The following is a 16,045-nucleotide window of genomic DNA, read 5'->3' as shown; positions in this document are numbered from 1 at the left end:
CCACGACATGCAATTCACACTCAAGCAACTCGCCCTGGCCGCTGCCCTGCTGGCCGCCAGCACAGCACACGCCCAGAAGGCCAACGTGATCCACTGGTGGACGTCGGGCGGTGAATCGGCCGCCGTCAAGGAACTTGCCGACGCCTACACCAAGGCCGGCGGCACCTGGGTCGACGAAGCCGTGGCCGGTGCCGACAACGCACGTGCCGCCGCCATCAACCGTATCGCCGGCGGCAACCCGCCCACCGCAGCGCAGTTCAACACCTCCAAGCAGTACCACGACGTGATCGCCGAGGGCCAGCTGAACGACATCGACGCGGTGGCCGCGAAAGAAGGCTGGGACAAGTGGATGCCCAAGCCCATCGTCGACGCGATCAAGGTCAAGGGCCACTACTACGCCGTGCCGGTCAACATCCACAACCCGTCGTGGTTCTGGTACTCCAAGTCCGCACTGCAAAAAGCCGGCGTGACGGGCGAGCCGAAGAGCATGGACGAGTTCTTCGCCGCGCTCGACAAGCTCAAGGCCGCCGGCCTGGTGCCGCTGGCCCTGGGCGGCCAGAGCTGGCAGGAATGGATCACCTTCTACAGCGTGCTGCTGCACGTGGGCGGCAAGGATGCGTACCTCAAGTTCTTCCGCGACCATGACGCCGCCAGCATCAACAGTGAAGGCATGCGCAAGACGCTGACCGCGTTGAAGAAGCTGCACAACTACGTCGACGCCGGCTCGCCGGGCCGCAACTGGAACGACGCCACCGCGATGGTCATCAGCGGCAAGGCCGGCTTCCAGATCATGGGCGACTGGGCCAAGGGCGAATTCGCCGGCGCCAAACAGACGGCCGGCAAGGAATACGGCTGCTTCGCCGGCTTCGGTGCCAACGCGCCGTACATGGTTGCAGGCGACGTGTTCGTGTTCCCGAAGACTACCGACAAGGCGGCCATCGAAGCGCAGCACAAGCTGGCCACGGTGTTCACCTCGCCGGTGACACAGGTCGCGTTCAACAACAAGAAGGGGTCGATCCCGGTTCGCACCGACATCGACAGCAGCAAAATGGACATCTGCGCCCAAGCCGGCGTGCAGGCCATGAAGGACCCGTCGCGCCAGATCGCCAACCCCGATGCGCTGATGACGCCCGACATGGTCGGCGCCGTGCAAGACGTGATCACCAAGTTCTGGAACGGCAACCAGTCGGTGGACGACGCGATCAAGGCCTTGCAAGGCGCAGTGAAGGGCTGAGTTCGCCCGGCATGCGCGAGCCGTCGACATGCGTTTCGGCTCGCGCTTTTCGTCACCCGCTCAGGCTGGGCGGGTGGCAGCGTGCCGGCCAAAGAAAAACGCAACCGATGACCTCTCGTTGTACTGCATGAACACCGCCACCCTGCCCCGACCCCAGCCCGTGCGCCGAAAGCGCGCCGTGGCCGCGCAGCTCGCCCTGCTGCCGATGGCTATCACGGTGCTCGGTGTCTACATCGGCACCGTGCTGTGGTCGCTGCGCATCTCGTTCAGCAGCTCCAAGATCTTCCCGAAGAACGACTTCGTCGGCTTCGCGCAGTACGAGCGCTTGTTCGCTACCGAGCGCTGGACCGTCTCTCTGCACAACATCGCCATCTTCGGCGTGCTGTTCGTCCTTGCGTGCCTGGTGCTCGGCTTCTTTCTGGCCGTGTTCCTCGACCAGCGGGTGCGCGGCGAGAACGTGCTGCGCACGATCTTTCTCTACCCCTACGCCATGTCTTTCGTCGCGACCGGCCTGGTCTGGCAGTGGATGCTCAACCCCGGCCTGGGCATCCAGGCCGCCGTGCGCAACCTCGGCTTTCCCGACTTCCAGTTCGACTGGATCGTCAACCAGGACAAGGTGATCTACACGCTCGTGATCGCCGCCGTGTGGCAGGCCTCGGGCCTGGTGATGGCGGTGCTGCTGGCGGGCCTGCGCGGCATCGACGAGTCGCTCTGGAACGCCGCACGCATCGACGGCGTACCACGCTGGCGCTACTACCTCAGCGTGGTGCTGCCGCAGCTTGGGCCGGCCTTCGGCACCTCGTTCGTGCTACTTGCCGTCGGCGTGGTCAAGGTCTTCGACGTGGTCGTGGCGATGACGCTCGGCGGCCCCGGCAACGCCAGCGAAGTACCGGCCAAGTTCATCATGGACAACCTCTTCAACCGGGCCAACGTGGGCCTCGCCTCGGCGGCCTCCACCGTGATGCTGCTGACCGTGCTCGCGCTGCTGATGCCCTGGTGGTACGCACGCTCGGTGCAGTCACGCAAGCTGGTGCATTCATGAGCGCAGTCGTGGAACGAATCAACCCCTCCGTCGCCGCCCCTGTGCAGCGCAAGGCCGCGCGGCCGAAGTCGCACTTCACGCCAGCACGGCTCGGCCTCTATGCGCTGCTCATCAGCTCGGCCGCGTTCTTCCTGCTGCCGCTGTACGTGATGCTCGTCACCTCGGTCAAGCCGATGGAAGAGATTCACCTCGGCCGGCTGTTCGCGCTGCCGCTTGCCGCGACCTTCGAGCCCTGGGTGCAGGCGTGGTCGAGCGCCTGCACCGGCCTCGAATGCCGCGGCATCCAGGTGGGCTTCTGGAACTCGGTGTGGATCGTCGTGCCGAGCACCATCGCGTCGATCTTCTTCGGCGCGCTCAACGGCTATGCGTTGTCGTTCTGGCGCGTACGCTGGGCCGGCTGGCTGTTCGGCGTGCTGATGTTTGGTGCCTTCGTGCCCTACCAGGTGATGATCTACCCGCTGGTGCGCTCGCTAGCCACGGTGAACCTGTTCGGCACGCTCCCTGGCATCGTGCTCATCCACACCATCTTCGGCATGCCGGTGATGACGCTGCTGTTCCGCAACTACTACGCCGGCGTGCCGATCGAGCTCTTCAAGGCCGCGCGCATCGACGGTGGCGGCTTCTGGCGCATCTTCTTCCAGCTCATGCTGCCGATGTCGGTGCCCATCATCGCGGTGGCGGTGATCATGCAGATGACCAACATCTGGAACGACTTCCTGCTCGGCCTGGTGTTCGCAGGTCGCGAAAACCTGCCGATGACGGTGCAGCTCAACAACGTCATCAACACCACCACCGGCGAGCGGCTGTACAACGTGAACATGGCCGCGACCATGCTCACCTCGCTGCTGCCGCTGGCCGTCTATCTGATTTCAGGCCGCTGGTTCCTCCGCGGCATCACCGCCGGCGCCGTGAAAGGCTAGTGATGACGGCCACCACGCTCACTTCGTTCACTGCCCCCCAAGGGGGCGCAGTCCTTCCTTGGGGCGGCCCGGCGGAAGTCCTGATTCAAGGTTGAATATGTCCAACGTCACGATAGAAAACCTGGCCATCCAGTTCTCCGGCGTCCGCGTCATCAGCGAGCTGAACCTCGACGTGCAGAGCGGCGAATTCCTCGTGCTGCTCGGCCCCTCGGGCTGCGGCAAATCCACGCTGCTGCACAGCATTGCGGGCTTGATCGACGTGCAGGACGGCCGCGTCGACATCGGCGGCAACGACGTCACCTGGGCCGACCCGAAGGACCGCGGCATCGGCATGGTGTTCCAGTCGTACGCGCTGTACCCGACCATGACGGTCGAGAAGAACCTCTCCTTCGGCCCGCGCATTGCCGGTGTCGCCAAGGCCGAGATCGCACGCCGTGTCGAGCGTGCAGCGACGATGCTGCAACTCACCGAGCTGCTGCAACGCAAGCCCGCACAGCTCTCGGGCGGCCAACGCCAGCGTGTCGCGATCGGCCGCGCGCTGGTGCGCGAGGCCGGTGTGTTCCTGTTCGACGAGCCGCTCTCCAACCTCGACGCCAAGCTTCGCGGCGAGCTGCGGCGCGAGCTGAAGCAGCTGCACCACCGGCTCGGTGCCACCATGATCTACGTGACACACGACCAGGTGGAGGCGATGACGCTCGCCAGCCGCATCGCCGTGATGAAGGACGGCAAGATCCAGCAGATCGACACACCCGCCAGCGTCTATGCACGGCCGGTCAACATGTTCGTCGCCGGCTTCCTCGGCGCGCCGAGCATGAACTTCGTCGAAGGCAAATTGCAGCGCAGCGAACGCGGCACGCATTTCGTCTCGCCCACGCTGAACATCGACGTATCGACCTACCCCTTCGTCACGCCGCCGCAGCCCGATCAGCCGGCCGTGCTGGGCGTGCGGCCGGAGCACATCATGCTCTCGCCCCACGGCACCGAGCTGGCTGGCAGCGCCATCGTGTCGCTGGTCGAGCCGATGGGCTCCAACCAGGTGGTGTGGCTGGACGCGCAAGGCGTGTCGCTCGCGGTGGATGCCGACGCGCAGTTCACCCCGGCACTCGACAACCGCATTGGCTTCACCATCGCGCCGGCACACGTGTCGCTCTTCGATCGGCAAACACAGGCGCGGCTCTGACACTGTGGCCACCATCAAGGACGTAGCCCGTCTGGCCGGGGTCGGTCTCGGCACCGCTTCACGCGCGATTTCCGGGCGCGGCCCGGTCTCGGAGAAAGCGCTCGCGAAGGTGAACGATGCGGTCGCCACGCTGCAGTTCCGCCCGTCGAACGTGGCGCGTGCGCTGGCCTCGAAGACGCTCGGCATGGTGGGCATATACGTTCCCGACTTCTCAGGCAGCTTCTACGGCCCCATCCTGCAGACGGTGGACGGCGAGCTGCGCGCGGTCGACCGCCACATGGTCGCGGCCAACGGCTGCGGCCATGGCGACGCGCGGCAACAAGCGCTCGACGGCATTCGCTTCCTCTACGAGCGCGAGTGCGACGGCGTGCTGGTGATGACCAACGACCTCACCGATGGTGACTTCGCCGAACTCTTCGTGCGCCACCCCAAGCTTGTGCTGCTCAACCGCCACACGCCGGCCCAGCCTGGCCGCTGCTTCAGCACCGACCACGTGCTGGGCGGGCGGCTCGCCGCGCGCGCGCTGCTGAGCCAGGGTCACCGCGAGATCGCACTCATCAGCGGCCCGCACAGCGCCCCCGACAACGAGCTGCGCATTGCCGGCTTCCTCGACGAACTGGCGCAGCACAAGGTGCGCATCCCCAAGCGCCGCCGCGTCGATGCCGACTTCAGCTTCAACGGCGGCTACGAAGCGGCCGAGGAGCTGTTCGCCCGTTCACCGCGCGACTACAGCGCCCTTTTCTGCGCCAACGACGTGATGGCCATGGCCGCCATCTCGCACCTCGACAAGCTCGGCATCGACGTGCCTGGTGATCTCTCGGTGCTCGGCTTCGACAACAGCGATTTCTCGCAGTACACCGCGCCGAAGCTGACGACCATCCACGTGCCGATCGTTGAAGCGGCCGCCGCGGCCTGCCGCGCGCTGCTGAACCAGTGCTATGGGCTGGCGTTGCCGGTGACGCACGACTTCACGCCCGAAGTGGTCTGGCGCAAGTCGGTGGCGGTGGGGCCGTATGGCGCCACCTCGCCGCAGGTGGCGGGCACGCGGTAAGTCATCAAGCAGCGTAATCGGTGTTGAGCGAGAGCTCGCGCCAGCTCTCGAGTTCAGCCTGCATGCCGGCGAGCTTGCTGCTCACCGACTTGAATGCAATGGCCCCTGCCGTGAAGCGCAAAGGCGGCACGGGTTCGTCGGCCAGCCACAGCATCGCCTTGGCCAGCTTCGCCGGGTCCCCCGGTTGCCGCCCGTTGCGCTGCTCGAACGATGCGCGCAACTGCGCTCGCCGTTCGTCGTAGTCGGCCACCTCGCTGCCGCCGAAGCGCAGCGACTCGGCGGTGAGAAAGTCGGTGCGGAAGGGGCCGGGCTCGACGATCGTGACGCGCACGCCGAACGGGGCAAGCTCCAGCGCCAGCGACTCCGAGAAGCCTTCGAGCGCGAACTTGCTGGCGCAGTACAGCGAGCCGAACTCCACGCCGCGAATGCCGGCCAGCGACGAGATGTTGAAGATATGCCCTCTGCGCGCGGCACGCATCGCCGGCAGCACCACACGGGTCACGTTGAAGACGCCGAAGAGATTGGTGGCGAACTGGGCACGCGCGTCATCGTCGCTCGTCTCTTCGAACAAGCCGAGGTGGCCGTAGCCGGCGTTGTTGACCAATACGTCGATGCTGCCGAACCGCGACAAGGCCGCATCGGCCGCGGCTTGCGCCTGGCGCTCGTTGTTGACGTTCAGCTCGACGGCGAGAAGCTGGTCGCTGTCGGGACCGAGGCTGTCGCGCACGCTGGCCCGGTTGCGCCCGGCCGCGACGACCCGATCGCCGGACGCGAGTGCGGCCTGGGCCAGGTGAGCACCCAGCCCGCGGCTGGCACCGGTGATGAACCATGTCTTTTGCATCTTTAGGCTCCTTCGATAAGAGCGTGCATTGAAACGCCGCGGCGAGCTCACGCGATAGCCCGATGCTGCCGGGCTCTTGCACGATCCTGCCAACCCTGATTGATTCGTGCGCACCGCCCTTGCCACGCACGGAGGCGCCGGGTACGGTGACGACATGACGAATGCGCTGCCAGAACTGAGAACGCTGATTGCCCGCCACGCGAGGCCTGACCGGTACACCACCACCGTCGAAGGTGTCCGTGTGATTGCCTCGTCAGTGACCACGCAGTCGATGCACCACGTGACCGAGCCGACGTTGTCGGTCGTGGCCCAGGGCGCCAAGCGCGCGGTCCTCGCAGACAAGGTGTTCGAGTACGCCACCGGCCAGTACCTGGTGGTGTCGGTCGACCTGCCCATCGCCGGCCACATCGCACGAGCCAGCACCGAAGAGCCCTTCCTCGGTTTCGCCATGACCTTGAAGCCGGCCGCCATCGCGACCTTGCTGCTGGAAACCGCCGCAAGCGACCGCACGCTCGTGGAGACTGCTGGCCTGGGCGTGAGCAATGCGCCGACGGACTTGCTGGATGCCGTCGTGCGCATGCTGCGGCTATTGGATCGCCCGAACGACATCGCCGTGCTCAGCCCGATGATCGAGCGCGAGATCCTCTGGCGGCTTCTCGCCGGCGAACAAGGCGCGATGGTGCGGCAGATCGGCCTCGCCGACAGCCGGCTCTCGCAGATCAGCCGGGCTATCCGCTGGATTCGCGTCCACCATGCGACGGCTTTCAAGATCGAAGAGCTGGCCGACCTGGCAGCGATGAGCGCGTCGTCGTTCCACCGGCACTTCCGTGCGGTGACGTCGATGAGCCCGCTGCAGTACCAGAAGCAGATCCGGCTGCAGGAGGCCCGCGCACGCCTGCTGGCGCAGTCGCACGATGTGGCGGCCGTCGGCTACAGCGTGGGCTATGACAGCCCCTCGCAGTTCAGCCGCGAGTACAGCCGCTTGTTCGGTGCGCCGCCTGCACGCGACGTAGCGCGGCTGCGAACCTTCTCGGCAGCGGAACGCAGCGTGGCTTGAGGCGTTCACCAGAACCCGACCGCGCACGAGGCGCGGCCGGTCTGGCCAAGATCAGGCCTGCGCTTCTTGGAGCACGCTCGGCCGCAGGGCGGCGGTACCGAGGCTCTGGTCGATGGTGCCGGCGACCATCTCGGCCGTCACCGCCGACAGCGTCCAGCCCAGATGCCCGTGGCCGGTGTTGTAGAACACCGTGGGCAGTCGGCCCCGGCCGACGCGAGGCAGCATGCTGGGCATCATCGGCCGCAGGCCGGCCCAGGGCACGACGCTCTTCGTGCTGACACCCGGGAAGCACTGCTCTACCCAACGGATCAGCGGGCGGATGCGATCGGCACGGATGTCCATGTCGTGGCCGTTGAACTCCGCCGTTCCAGCCACACGGAAGCGGTTGTCGCCGAGGCGGCTGGTGACGAGCTTGGTTGCGTCATCGAGCAGGCTGACCGTGGGTGCGGCCCGGCGGCTCGCTTCGTCATTCAGGTTGACGGTGATCGAGTAGCCCTTGACGGGGTAGATGTTGACCCGATCACCGAGGCTCGCGGCCAGCGAGCGGCTGACCGTGCCGGCGCAGATCACCACGCTGTCGAAGACCGCGGTGTGCGGGCCATCGGCGCTGCTGACCGTGACCTTGGCCTGACGCGCATCCGCGGTCACCGCGGTCACGTTCTGCTGGTAGAGGCAGGTGACACCCAGGCGCACGATGGCGTCGGCCAGGCCGCTGGTGAACTTGTGGATGTCGCCGGTGGAGTCGCTCTCGGTGAAGTAGCCACCGTAGTAGCTGCCGGCAAGCGTGGGCTCGATGGCGCGCATCTCGTCGGGCGTGACGGCCCGACGCGGCAAGCCGCCTTCGGCCAGCAGCTGGCTGACCCGGCCGGCGTGGTCGAAGCCGGCCTTGTCGCGGTAGATGTGCAGGATGCCGCGGCGCTTGAGGTCGAAGTCGATGCCTTCGGCGTCGGCCCAGTCGAAGAGGTGCTGTCGCGCGGCGATGGCCAGGCGCGTGGTCTCGATGGTGTTGCGCCGATAGTGCGGGATGTTGGCCACGAACTCGGCGAACCACGAGAGCTTGTGCCAGCTGGGCCTGGGGTTGACCAGCAGCGGGGCATCGCTCTTGAGCATCCACTTCAGGCCCTTGAGAAGGGTGCTCCAGTGGGTCCAGACCTCGGCGTTGGAGGCCGAAAGCTGGCCGCCGTTGGCGAACGAGGTTTCCATCGCTGCATAGCGATTCTTCTCGTAGAGGGTGACGGCGTGGCCGCGTTTGGCGAGGGCGTAGGCGGTGGTGACGCCGGTGATGCCGCCGCCGATGATGGCAATGGTTTTCATGGTGCTCGAAGCTCCGACCGTCGAGAGGTTGAGGCCCGCCACGCAGGACGCGTGCCGGACACCCCCTCTGTTCGGAACCTGAGAGATTCACGCAGCGCCGCGGGTGGCGACACTGCGCTTGCTCCTTCGGTGGGCCGGGCGACGATGGGCCTGGCCACTCTTCAGAGTTTCAACGCATGGCACCGGTCCGTGGGGCCTGAGAGTTTCCGGGGTGGTTGCTCCTTCGGCGCCGGGCATGTCACTGGTGTGAACGCGCCCGGACTCTCCCGATGCCAGCTCGGCTGTGAGCCGACCTGTTGTGAACTGCGCGGATACCATACCAGCGACCCGACCGCAGACCCTCCTTTGTAGCACGACGCGCATGTCCCACGGAAGACGCCCCACGCTTCGCGACCTGCTGGCCGAGCCACGGGCAGTGTTGCCGACCGAAGCCGCCCCTGTCGAAAGCAAGTGAGGCATTGCCATGGAAGCCGTGCCTGAACACTTCGAGCACCCGCACGACGCAGCGGAGTTCAAGCGCCCTGCCCGCGCCGGCGTGGAGCTGTACCGTGCGCACATCGTGCGGTATGCCTTCGACCCGCACACGCACGAAGCCTTCGGCCTGGGCGCGATCGAGTCGGGCGTTGAGCGCTTCCGCTACCGCGGTGGTGACCACCTGGCACCGGCCGACACGCTGGTGCTGATGAATCCCGACGAGCTGCACACCGGTCGCGCCGAGACCGAGCAGGGCTGGTCCTACCGCATGGTCTACCTCGATGCGGCAGTGCTGGAAGAGGTGACCGGCGAACGCGGCTGGTGGTTCGCGCAACCGACCGTGCACGACCCGCTGCGCGCGCAGCAGGTGAGCCGCGGTCTGGCTGCGATGTGGGACGCGCCCGACGCGCTGGGGGGCGACAGCGCGCTGTTCGAGCTGCTGCAGCTGCTGAGGCCCCATGCGCGCGTCGGCGTGCCGGGCGTAGCGTCTAGCGGCATGGCTGCCGATACCTCGTTGGCACGTGCTCTCGCCTTGATGCAGGACGAGTATGCGAGCGAAATGACGCTGGAGCGCTTGGCCCGCGAGGCGGGCTTGAGCCCGTTTCACTTCTTGCGCCGTTTCAAGCAGCGCTACCACGCCACGCCGCATCAGATGTTGATGGCGCTGCGGCTGTTTCGCGCCAAGCAACAGCTCGCGGCAGGTGATCGCCCTGCCGATGTCGCTGCGGCTGTGGGCCTCGTCGACCAAGCCCATCTGACCCGCCGCTTCGCGCGCATGTACGGTGTGACACCGGCGCGCTACCAGGCGCAATTTCGTACAAGACCCGCCTCTCAGGCCTGAGCCACACTCGGCAATGAGCACTGGTTTGTTGTACGCCCTCGCAGCAGGGTTGATGTGGGGCCTCGTCTTCGTCGGCCCCTTGATGCTGCCCGAATACCCCGCCACGCTGCAGTCGTTCGGGCGCTATTTAGCGTTCGGGCTGATCGCGCTGCCGCTCGGCTGGCTGGACCGCAAGCGCCTGGCCGAGCTGACGCGTGCAGATTGGATCGAATCACTCAAGCTCGCGGCGGTGGGCAACGTCATCTACTACTTGTTCCTGGCAAGCGCCATCCAGCGCGCCGGTGGGCCGCTGCCGACGATGATCATCGGCACCTTGCCGGTGGTGATTGCCATCACCGCTAACCTGCGCTCAAGCAACAGCCGCGAGGCCAAGCTGCCCTGGCTGCGCATGCTGCCCTCGCTGGGGCTGATCGGGGTGGGTATCGCGTTGGTCAACCATGTGGAGATCGCGCACCTGCAGCAGGACCCGAACGCCGACGTTGCCCGCTATGCACTCGGCGCGCTGCTGGCCGTCGGTGGCGTCGCCTGTTGGACCTGGTACCCGATCCGCAACTCCGAATGGCTGCGTGCCCACCCCGACCGCAACCCACGCAGCTGGGCCACCGCGCAAGGCCTCGCCACCTTGCCGCTGGCGCTGATGGGTTATGCGCTCGCCTGGATCTGGAGTGCGTTGAGCGGCGACTCCTTCGCCATGCCCTTCGGCCCGCGGGCAGGCGACTTTCTGCTGCTGATGTTTGCGATCGGCCTGTTCGCCTCGTGGCTGGGCACGGTGTGCTGGAACGAAGCCAGCCAGCGCCTTCCTCCTTCGCTGGCTGGGCAGCTCATCGTCTTCGAGACTCTGGCCGCACTCAGCTACGCCTACGTGCTGCGGCAGCAGTGGCCGCAGCCGCAAACCCTGGCCGGCATCGGCCTGCTCGTCGCCGGCGTGATGTGGGCCTTGCGCACCAAGCCCGAACCGCTGGCCGCCGAAGGGCACGCATCCTGAGCAATCCGGGCATAAAAAAGCCGGCCCGCAGGCCGGCTTCAAACCTAGGAAACGTCTTCTATCAGAAGGCGTGACGCAGGCCGAGTTCGAAACCGGTCGACTTCTGGCCGGCAGCCAAGGCCAGAGCCGAGGTGGCAATGGCAGTCTTCGACGCACCCTTGTTGTCAAGGCGAGAGTACGTGCCGTACAGCGCGGTGCGCTTCGACAGGTTGTAGACATAGCCGATTGCTGCCAACGTGATGTCGTCAGCGTCGCTCGTAGCGGTAGCGGTGGTGCCGCCGGAGAGGTCACCCTTGCCGAGCGAAACACGCAGAACGCCTTGGCCGATCGGGGCCGTAGCGCCGACGTAGTACATGCGTTCCTTGATGGTCAGGAACTTGATCTGAGAGAACGAGCCCATCACACGAACGACACCGAAGTCATACGCTGCACCAGCGGTAGCGACCTTGTACTTGTCTGTGGCGGCGTTCGCTTCGGTCGTGCCGTAAGCGCCCGACACGTCCAGGCCACCCGACGCGAAGCCGAGTCGGCCACCGACGTACTTGTTGCCAACCGTGCCTTCACCAGCAGCCACGGCAACCGAGCCGTACACGCCGCCGATGTTCTTGGGCAGGAAGTACTGGACTTCGTTGTCAGCACGGGTGTTGGTGTTGACCGTGGCCGTCAGCTTGGATTGCAGGTTGGAGAACTTGCCCACGCCGTTGTCGCCGAATGCGTCATAGGCAGACATGGCGGTGTAGGTCGGCGTGAAGTCACGGCCCAGGCGCACTTCACCGAGGGTGGCGCTTTCCAGGCTCACCGTCGAGCGGCGGTGCCAGAACTTGCCGCTGGAGTTGATGGTGCCTTCGTCAGGGTTCAGGCCGGCTTCGAGCCAGAAGCCTGCCTTCAGACCGCCACCGAGGTCTTCGGTGCCGCGGAAGCCAAGGCGGCTGCTGTTGTAGCCGTCGGTGCCTTCTTGCCAAATGTTGCTGCCGCCGTTCTTGATATTGCGGACATTGGCATCGATCACGCCGAACAGCGTAACGGAGGATTGAGCAGAAGCCACGCCGGCGAAACCGGTGAGGACTGCGAGCGCAAGGAGTGATTTCTTCATGATTTGGTATTCCAACGGTTGGATGGAGAGTCAGCAGCGCAACTTCAGTTGTTCGCGTCTGCCGCGGACAGGTCCTGCGGAAGCCGAAGATTAGATCAACGAAGTGGAAACCCCTACGGTTTATCCCTGTTGATTGAAGAGATCGTTGGATACATGCGACGGTGTCTTCCAACCCACCCTCTTCATGCTTCTGACATCTTTGCTTGCTAGCCGAACAAGGCCTCGTCCAGGACCTCGATCCAGTGCCTGACTGGCACGGTCGTGCCAGTTTGCAGGTGCTGGATGCAGCCGATGTTGGCCGACACGATGACCTGCGCCTGTACCGCCTCCAGCTGAGCGAGTTTGCGATCGCGCAAGCGATGGGCCAGTTCCGGCTGAAGCACGGAATAGGTGCCCGCCGAACCACAGCAGAGGTGACTTTCGCCGGCGGCGAGCTGGACATCGAAGCCCAAGGCGTTCAGGTGCGTTTCCACACCGCCCCGCAGCTGCTGGCCGTGCTGCAGGGTGCAAGGCGGGTGGAACACGAGTTCACGCGCCTTGGGTTTGCGCAGCTTGTTCTTGAGTTTGGGCCCAATGTCGGGCAGCAGCTCGCTGAGATCTCTGGTGAGTTCGCTGATGCGCCGCGCCTTGTCGGCATAGGCGGCATCGTTGGCCAGCGAATGGCCGTATTCCTTGACGGTGACGCCGCAGCCCGACGCGTTCATCACGATGGCTTCTATCTGGTTTGACGATACGAGTGGCCACCAGGCGTCGATGTTGCGACGCATGTCGGCCAGCCCACCTTGAGTGTCGGCAAGATGGGTGCGGATGGCGCCGCAGCAGCCTGAGCCGTCGGCCACCAGCGTCTGGATGCCTGCAGCATCGAGCACGCGGGCCGTGGCGCTGTTGATGTTAGGCATCATCGCCGGTTGCACGCAGCCCATCAGCATCAGCACCTTGCGCGGGTGCTCGCGGGTCGGCCACTGGTGCGCTCGCGGGCCGGCCTTGGCGGGCACTTTGTCCTTGAGCACGGCCGGCAGCGCCGGACGCAGCGCCTGGCCCAGCTTCATCGCGGGGCCGAAGGCCGGCGAGGTGAGGCCTTCCTTGAGCAGCCAGCGCACGACACGTTCCTTCGCGGGACGCGGCACTCGCTCTTCGACGATGCGGCGGCCGATGTCGACCAACTCGCCGTACTGCACGCCCGATGGGCAGGTGCTCTCGCAATTGCGGCAGGTAAGGCAGCGATCCAGGTGCAGCTGCGTCTTGGGCGTGACGGGCTCGCCCTCGAGCATCTGCTTCAGCAGATAGATGCGGCCGCGCGGGCCGTCGAGTTCGTCACCCAGCAGCTGGTAGGTCGGGCAGGTGGCGGTGCAGAACCCGCAATGCACACACTTGCGAAGAATGGCCTCGGCCGCCTCGCCGTCGCGCGTGCCCTTGAACTCGGGGGAGAGCTTGGTCTGCATCAGGCGAGCGTGTAAGTCGCGCCCCAGAAATGGGGCCACGCCGTCCATTCGAAGGCCGTGGCGCGGTCCCCGAGCAGGCGGCGAAGGCCATCGGCGTCTGGAAAGTTCTTCAACACCTCGTGGGTCGAGCCATCATCGAGGCGGCGGCTCTGGTAGGTGTTGCCCAGCTCGTCGCTCCGCGTGACCGGTTGGCTGCTGCCTTCGACATACCGGTTGTCGATGAGCACCACGCGGGCGCCCGGTTGCAGACAGGCGTGCAGGCCATCGAGCCACTCCGCGGTGCGCTCCAAGGGCACGTGCGACCACCAGAAGCCGGCAAAGGCCGCGTCGAACTGCCGGGGTAGATCAAGCGCATACGCGTCGGCGAGCCGAAAGTCGACGCGCTCGTGCGGCAGCGGCTTGGTCCGCGCCAGGGCGAGCACTTCGTCGTTGACGTCGGTCGCCGTCCAGGATGCGCATTGCGCTGCCGCATGCGGAGTCCAGTAGCCGGTGCCGCAGGCGACTTCGAGCACGCGCCGGCCTTCGAACTGCACAGGCAACCACGCCTTGATGGCGGCAATGTCCGCCTGCCTCTCCGGCTTGTCATAGATGCGCTCGTATTCGCTGGCGCGTTGCGCGTAATAACGCTGCATGCTGTCGACGGTGGCGTGGCTCATCATCTACATCCCAGGATAAAGCCGGCCCGGGTTGAACACCCCGGCGGGGTCGAAAGCCTTTTTCAGATCGCGGTGAATGCGGTCCAGCGGCGATTTGAGCGGCGCGAACGCACCCCCCGCCTTGTGCTTTGCCATGAACAGCGACGCGTGCCCGCCGGCGCGGGCGGCAGCCTCGCGCACCTTGGCAGCCGAGGCCGAGGTGCACAGCCAGCGCTGCGCGCCATGCCACTCGATGAGCTGCTCGCCGGGCAGGATCAGCGGATTCGCCGTCTGAGGAACCGACACCCGCCAGAGCGCCACGCTGCCGCCGGCCACCGCCGCCTGCGCCTTGAGAAAGTATTCGTCGGTGTGGTTGCGCAGCCCGTCCCAGAACGGGCTGGCGTGCGCCGGCTCGATGACATCACCACGCAGCGTGGCGATGGCTGCCTGCACGGCCGCGAGAGCACCGCGCAGGCGCAGCAGCAGCGTGCCGTCCCACCAGGCGCTGGCATTCAGCGGCAGCGGCAATGCGCCCCAGGCGTTCAGTTGCTCGAGAGCACTCACCTGGTCGAGCTGGAAGCGCAGCGTGGCGGTGGCCGGCGCCATCGGCAGCACCTTGAGCGACACCTCGAGGATCACGCCCAGCGTGCCCATCGAACCCGCCAGCAGGCGCGATACGTCGTAGCCCGCCACGTTCTTCATCACCTGGCCGCCGAAGCTCAGCACCTCGCCTTTGCCGTTCAGCATGCTCGCGCCGAGCACGTAGTCGCGCACCGCGCCCACCGACGCACGCGACGGGCCCGACAAGCCGGCTGCCACCATGCCACCCACCGTGGCACCGGTGGCCGCATGGGTCACAAAGTGCGGCGGCTCGAAAGGCAGGCACTGGCCGCGCTCGGCCAACACGGTCTCGAGCTCGATCAAGGTGGTGCCGGCGCGGGCCGTCACCACCAGTTCGCTGGGTTCGTAGCTGGAGATGCCCGTCAGTCCGGTGGTATGCAAGGGTTCGCCCAGCGGCGCTTCACCATAGAAGCTCTTGCTGCCACCACCGCAGATGTTGAGCGGTGTGGCCGCAGACTGGGCAGCAAGCACTTGGTCGATCAGGGTCTGGAGCGCAGGGTCGGTGGGATTCATGTCTGCGCATATTCTCGCGCGGCTGCGTGCGGGTCCGCACGATCGCCCCGGCCGGCCCGCTCCACCTGCTTTCGCAGGCCGTCGAGGTCGAGCACGCGCAAGCCGCCGTACTCGATGCGGATCAGGCCCAGCGCCTGCAGCGAGTGCAAGGCCTCGTTCACCCGCTGGCGCGACAGGCCCACCAGGTAACCGAGCTCTTGTTGCGTGATGCGCAACAGGTTGCCCACGCCCGGGTAGAGCAGCGGGTGGAACAACGCCGCCAGACTGCGCGCCACGCGCGCATCGGGGTCGTTCATGCGGTCGATCTCGCGCGCGCCGATGAACTGGCCCAGCCGTTCGTTGAGCTGCTGCATCACGAAGCGGTTGAAGGGAATGCTGCGGTCGATCAACCAGTGGAAGGTGTCGACGCTGATGCCCGCCACCACGCTCTTGCGCAGCGCCTGGATGTTGTAGCGGTAGACCTCACGCTTGAGCACCGTGCCTTCGCCGAACCAGCCGCCAGGCGGTACGCCGGTGAAGGTGATGGGCATGCCAAGGTTCGAGTCGTTGCTCATCTTCAGCAGGCCGTCGATCACGCCGAACCAGTAGGTGGCCGCCCGGCCGACGCGGCACAGCAATTCGCCGGGTGCCACGTTGACGACCTTGACATCGCCGACCACCCGCTCGCGCTCGTCGGCCTGCAAGGTCGTGAGCCACGGGATGTCCGCCAGCTCGCCGGGCGTGGCAGCACGCGCACGCGCCACCAGCGGCGTGCTGGCGTGCGATGGATCCGGCGCGTGGCGCGAGGTCATGACGAAGAACG

The 16,045-nt window shown here is 66.1% G+C and carries 15 protein-coding genes and 1 riboswitch; of the genes, 8 read left to right on the top strand and 7 right to left on the bottom strand.

Features of this window, described 5'->3' with window-relative positions:
* Window positions 1-7 precede the first annotated feature (7 nt).
* From AC1DYS_RS20125 to AC1DYS_RS20105, 5 genes are all read left to right on the top strand, one after another.
* Window positions 8-1,234, top strand: a complete 1,227-nt coding sequence (locus AC1DYS_RS20125; protein ID WP_477902391.1) for an ABC transporter substrate-binding protein — start codon at window positions 8-10, stop codon at window positions 1,232-1,234.
* A gap of 127 nt (window positions 1,235-1,361) precedes the next feature.
* The gene (locus tag AC1DYS_RS20120; RefSeq protein WP_477902389.1) at window positions 1,362-2,276 is read left to right on the top strand and encodes a carbohydrate ABC transporter permease; all 915 of its coding nucleotides are present in this window, start codon (window positions 1,362-1,364) and stop codon (window positions 2,274-2,276) included.
* Complete coding sequence (locus AC1DYS_RS20115) at window positions 2,273-3,196, top strand: carbohydrate ABC transporter permease (protein ID WP_477902387.1); 924 nt, start codon at window positions 2,273-2,275, stop codon at window positions 3,194-3,196. Before AC1DYS_RS20120 ends, AC1DYS_RS20115 begins: the two co-directional genes overlap by 4 nt.
* Before the next feature lie 97 nt (window positions 3,197-3,293).
* Entirely contained in the window at window positions 3,294-4,376 is a 1,083-nt protein-coding gene (locus AC1DYS_RS20110) for an ABC transporter ATP-binding protein (protein ID WP_477902385.1), read from the top strand.
* Between the two features lie 4 nt (window positions 4,377-4,380).
* On the top strand, window positions 4,381-5,427 hold the full coding sequence (locus tag AC1DYS_RS20105; RefSeq protein ID WP_477902383.1) for a LacI family DNA-binding transcriptional regulator: 1,047 nt from the start codon (window positions 4,381-4,383) through the stop codon (window positions 5,425-5,427).
* A 4-nt stretch (window positions 5,428-5,431) separates the two neighbouring features.
* On the opposite strand, the gene AC1DYS_RS20100 is transcribed toward AC1DYS_RS20105, so the two are convergent.
* A complete protein-coding gene (locus tag AC1DYS_RS20100) occupies window positions 5,432-6,268 on the bottom strand; it encodes an oxidoreductase (protein ID WP_477902381.1) in 837 nt (278 codons plus the stop codon).
* Window positions 6,269-6,374: 106 nt separating this feature from the next.
* Between AC1DYS_RS20100 and AC1DYS_RS20095 the strand changes: the two genes are divergently transcribed.
* Window positions 6,375-7,325 carry an AraC family transcriptional regulator gene (locus tag AC1DYS_RS20095; RefSeq protein ID WP_477902379.1) on the top strand — a complete coding sequence of 317 codons (951 nt, stop codon included), beginning with the start codon at window positions 6,375-6,377 and terminating at the stop codon, window positions 7,323-7,325.
* Window positions 7,326-7,376: 51 nt separating this feature from the next.
* Here AC1DYS_RS20095 and AC1DYS_RS20090 read toward each other — a convergent pair whose 3' ends face one another.
* Window positions 7,377-8,639: a D-amino acid dehydrogenase gene (locus AC1DYS_RS20090; protein WP_477902377.1), complete on the bottom strand. Its 1,263-nt coding sequence runs from the start codon at window positions 8,637-8,639 to the stop codon at window positions 7,377-7,379.
* A 173-nt stretch (window positions 8,640-8,812) separates the two neighbouring features.
* A riboswitch (glycine riboswitch) is annotated at window positions 8,813-8,918 on the bottom strand.
* Window positions 8,919-9,102: 184 nt separating this feature from the next.
* On the opposite strand from AC1DYS_RS20090, the gene AC1DYS_RS20085 reads away from it, so the two are divergent.
* Window positions 9,103-9,954: an AraC family ligand binding domain-containing protein gene (locus tag AC1DYS_RS20085; RefSeq protein WP_477902375.1), complete on the top strand. Its 852-nt coding sequence runs from the start codon at window positions 9,103-9,105 to the stop codon at window positions 9,952-9,954.
* Between the two features lie 13 nt (window positions 9,955-9,967).
* Window positions 9,968-10,939 (top strand): DMT family transporter, encoded by a 972-nt coding sequence (locus AC1DYS_RS20080; protein ID WP_477902373.1) that lies wholly within the window; start codon window positions 9,968-9,970, stop codon window positions 10,937-10,939.
* Between the two features lie 61 nt (window positions 10,940-11,000).
* Here AC1DYS_RS20080 and AC1DYS_RS20075 read toward each other — a convergent pair whose 3' ends face one another.
* The 5 genes from AC1DYS_RS20075 to AC1DYS_RS20055 form a co-directional block, all read right to left on the bottom strand.
* On the bottom strand, window positions 11,001-12,032 hold the full coding sequence (locus tag AC1DYS_RS20075; protein ID WP_477902371.1) for a porin: 1,032 nt from the start codon (window positions 12,030-12,032) through the stop codon (window positions 11,001-11,003).
* A gap of 206 nt (window positions 12,033-12,238) precedes the next feature.
* Entirely contained in the window at window positions 12,239-13,474 is a 1,236-nt protein-coding gene (gene glcF, locus AC1DYS_RS20070; protein ID WP_477902369.1) for a glycolate oxidase subunit GlcF, read from the bottom strand.
* Entirely contained in the window at window positions 13,474-14,130 is a 657-nt protein-coding gene (locus AC1DYS_RS20065; protein ID WP_477902367.1) for a class I SAM-dependent methyltransferase, read from the bottom strand. Before AC1DYS_RS20065 ends, glcF begins: the two co-directional genes overlap by 1 nt.
* Before the next feature lie 3 nt (window positions 14,131-14,133).
* Complete coding sequence (glcE, locus tag AC1DYS_RS20060; protein ID WP_477902365.1) at window positions 14,134-15,243, bottom strand: glycolate oxidase subunit GlcE; 1,110 nt, start codon at window positions 15,241-15,243, stop codon at window positions 14,134-14,136.
* Complete coding sequence (locus tag AC1DYS_RS20055) at window positions 15,240-16,034, bottom strand: Crp/Fnr family transcriptional regulator (protein ID WP_477902363.1); 795 nt, start codon at window positions 16,032-16,034, stop codon at window positions 15,240-15,242. Before AC1DYS_RS20055 ends, glcE begins: the two co-directional genes overlap by 4 nt.
* Window positions 16,035-16,045: the final 11 nt, after the last annotated feature.

This window comes from Rhizobacter sp. P2_G4 (genome assembly GCF_056403575.1).
Note: the sequence above shows the minus strand (reverse complement) of the source record. Positions and strands in the feature narration are given on the sequence as shown.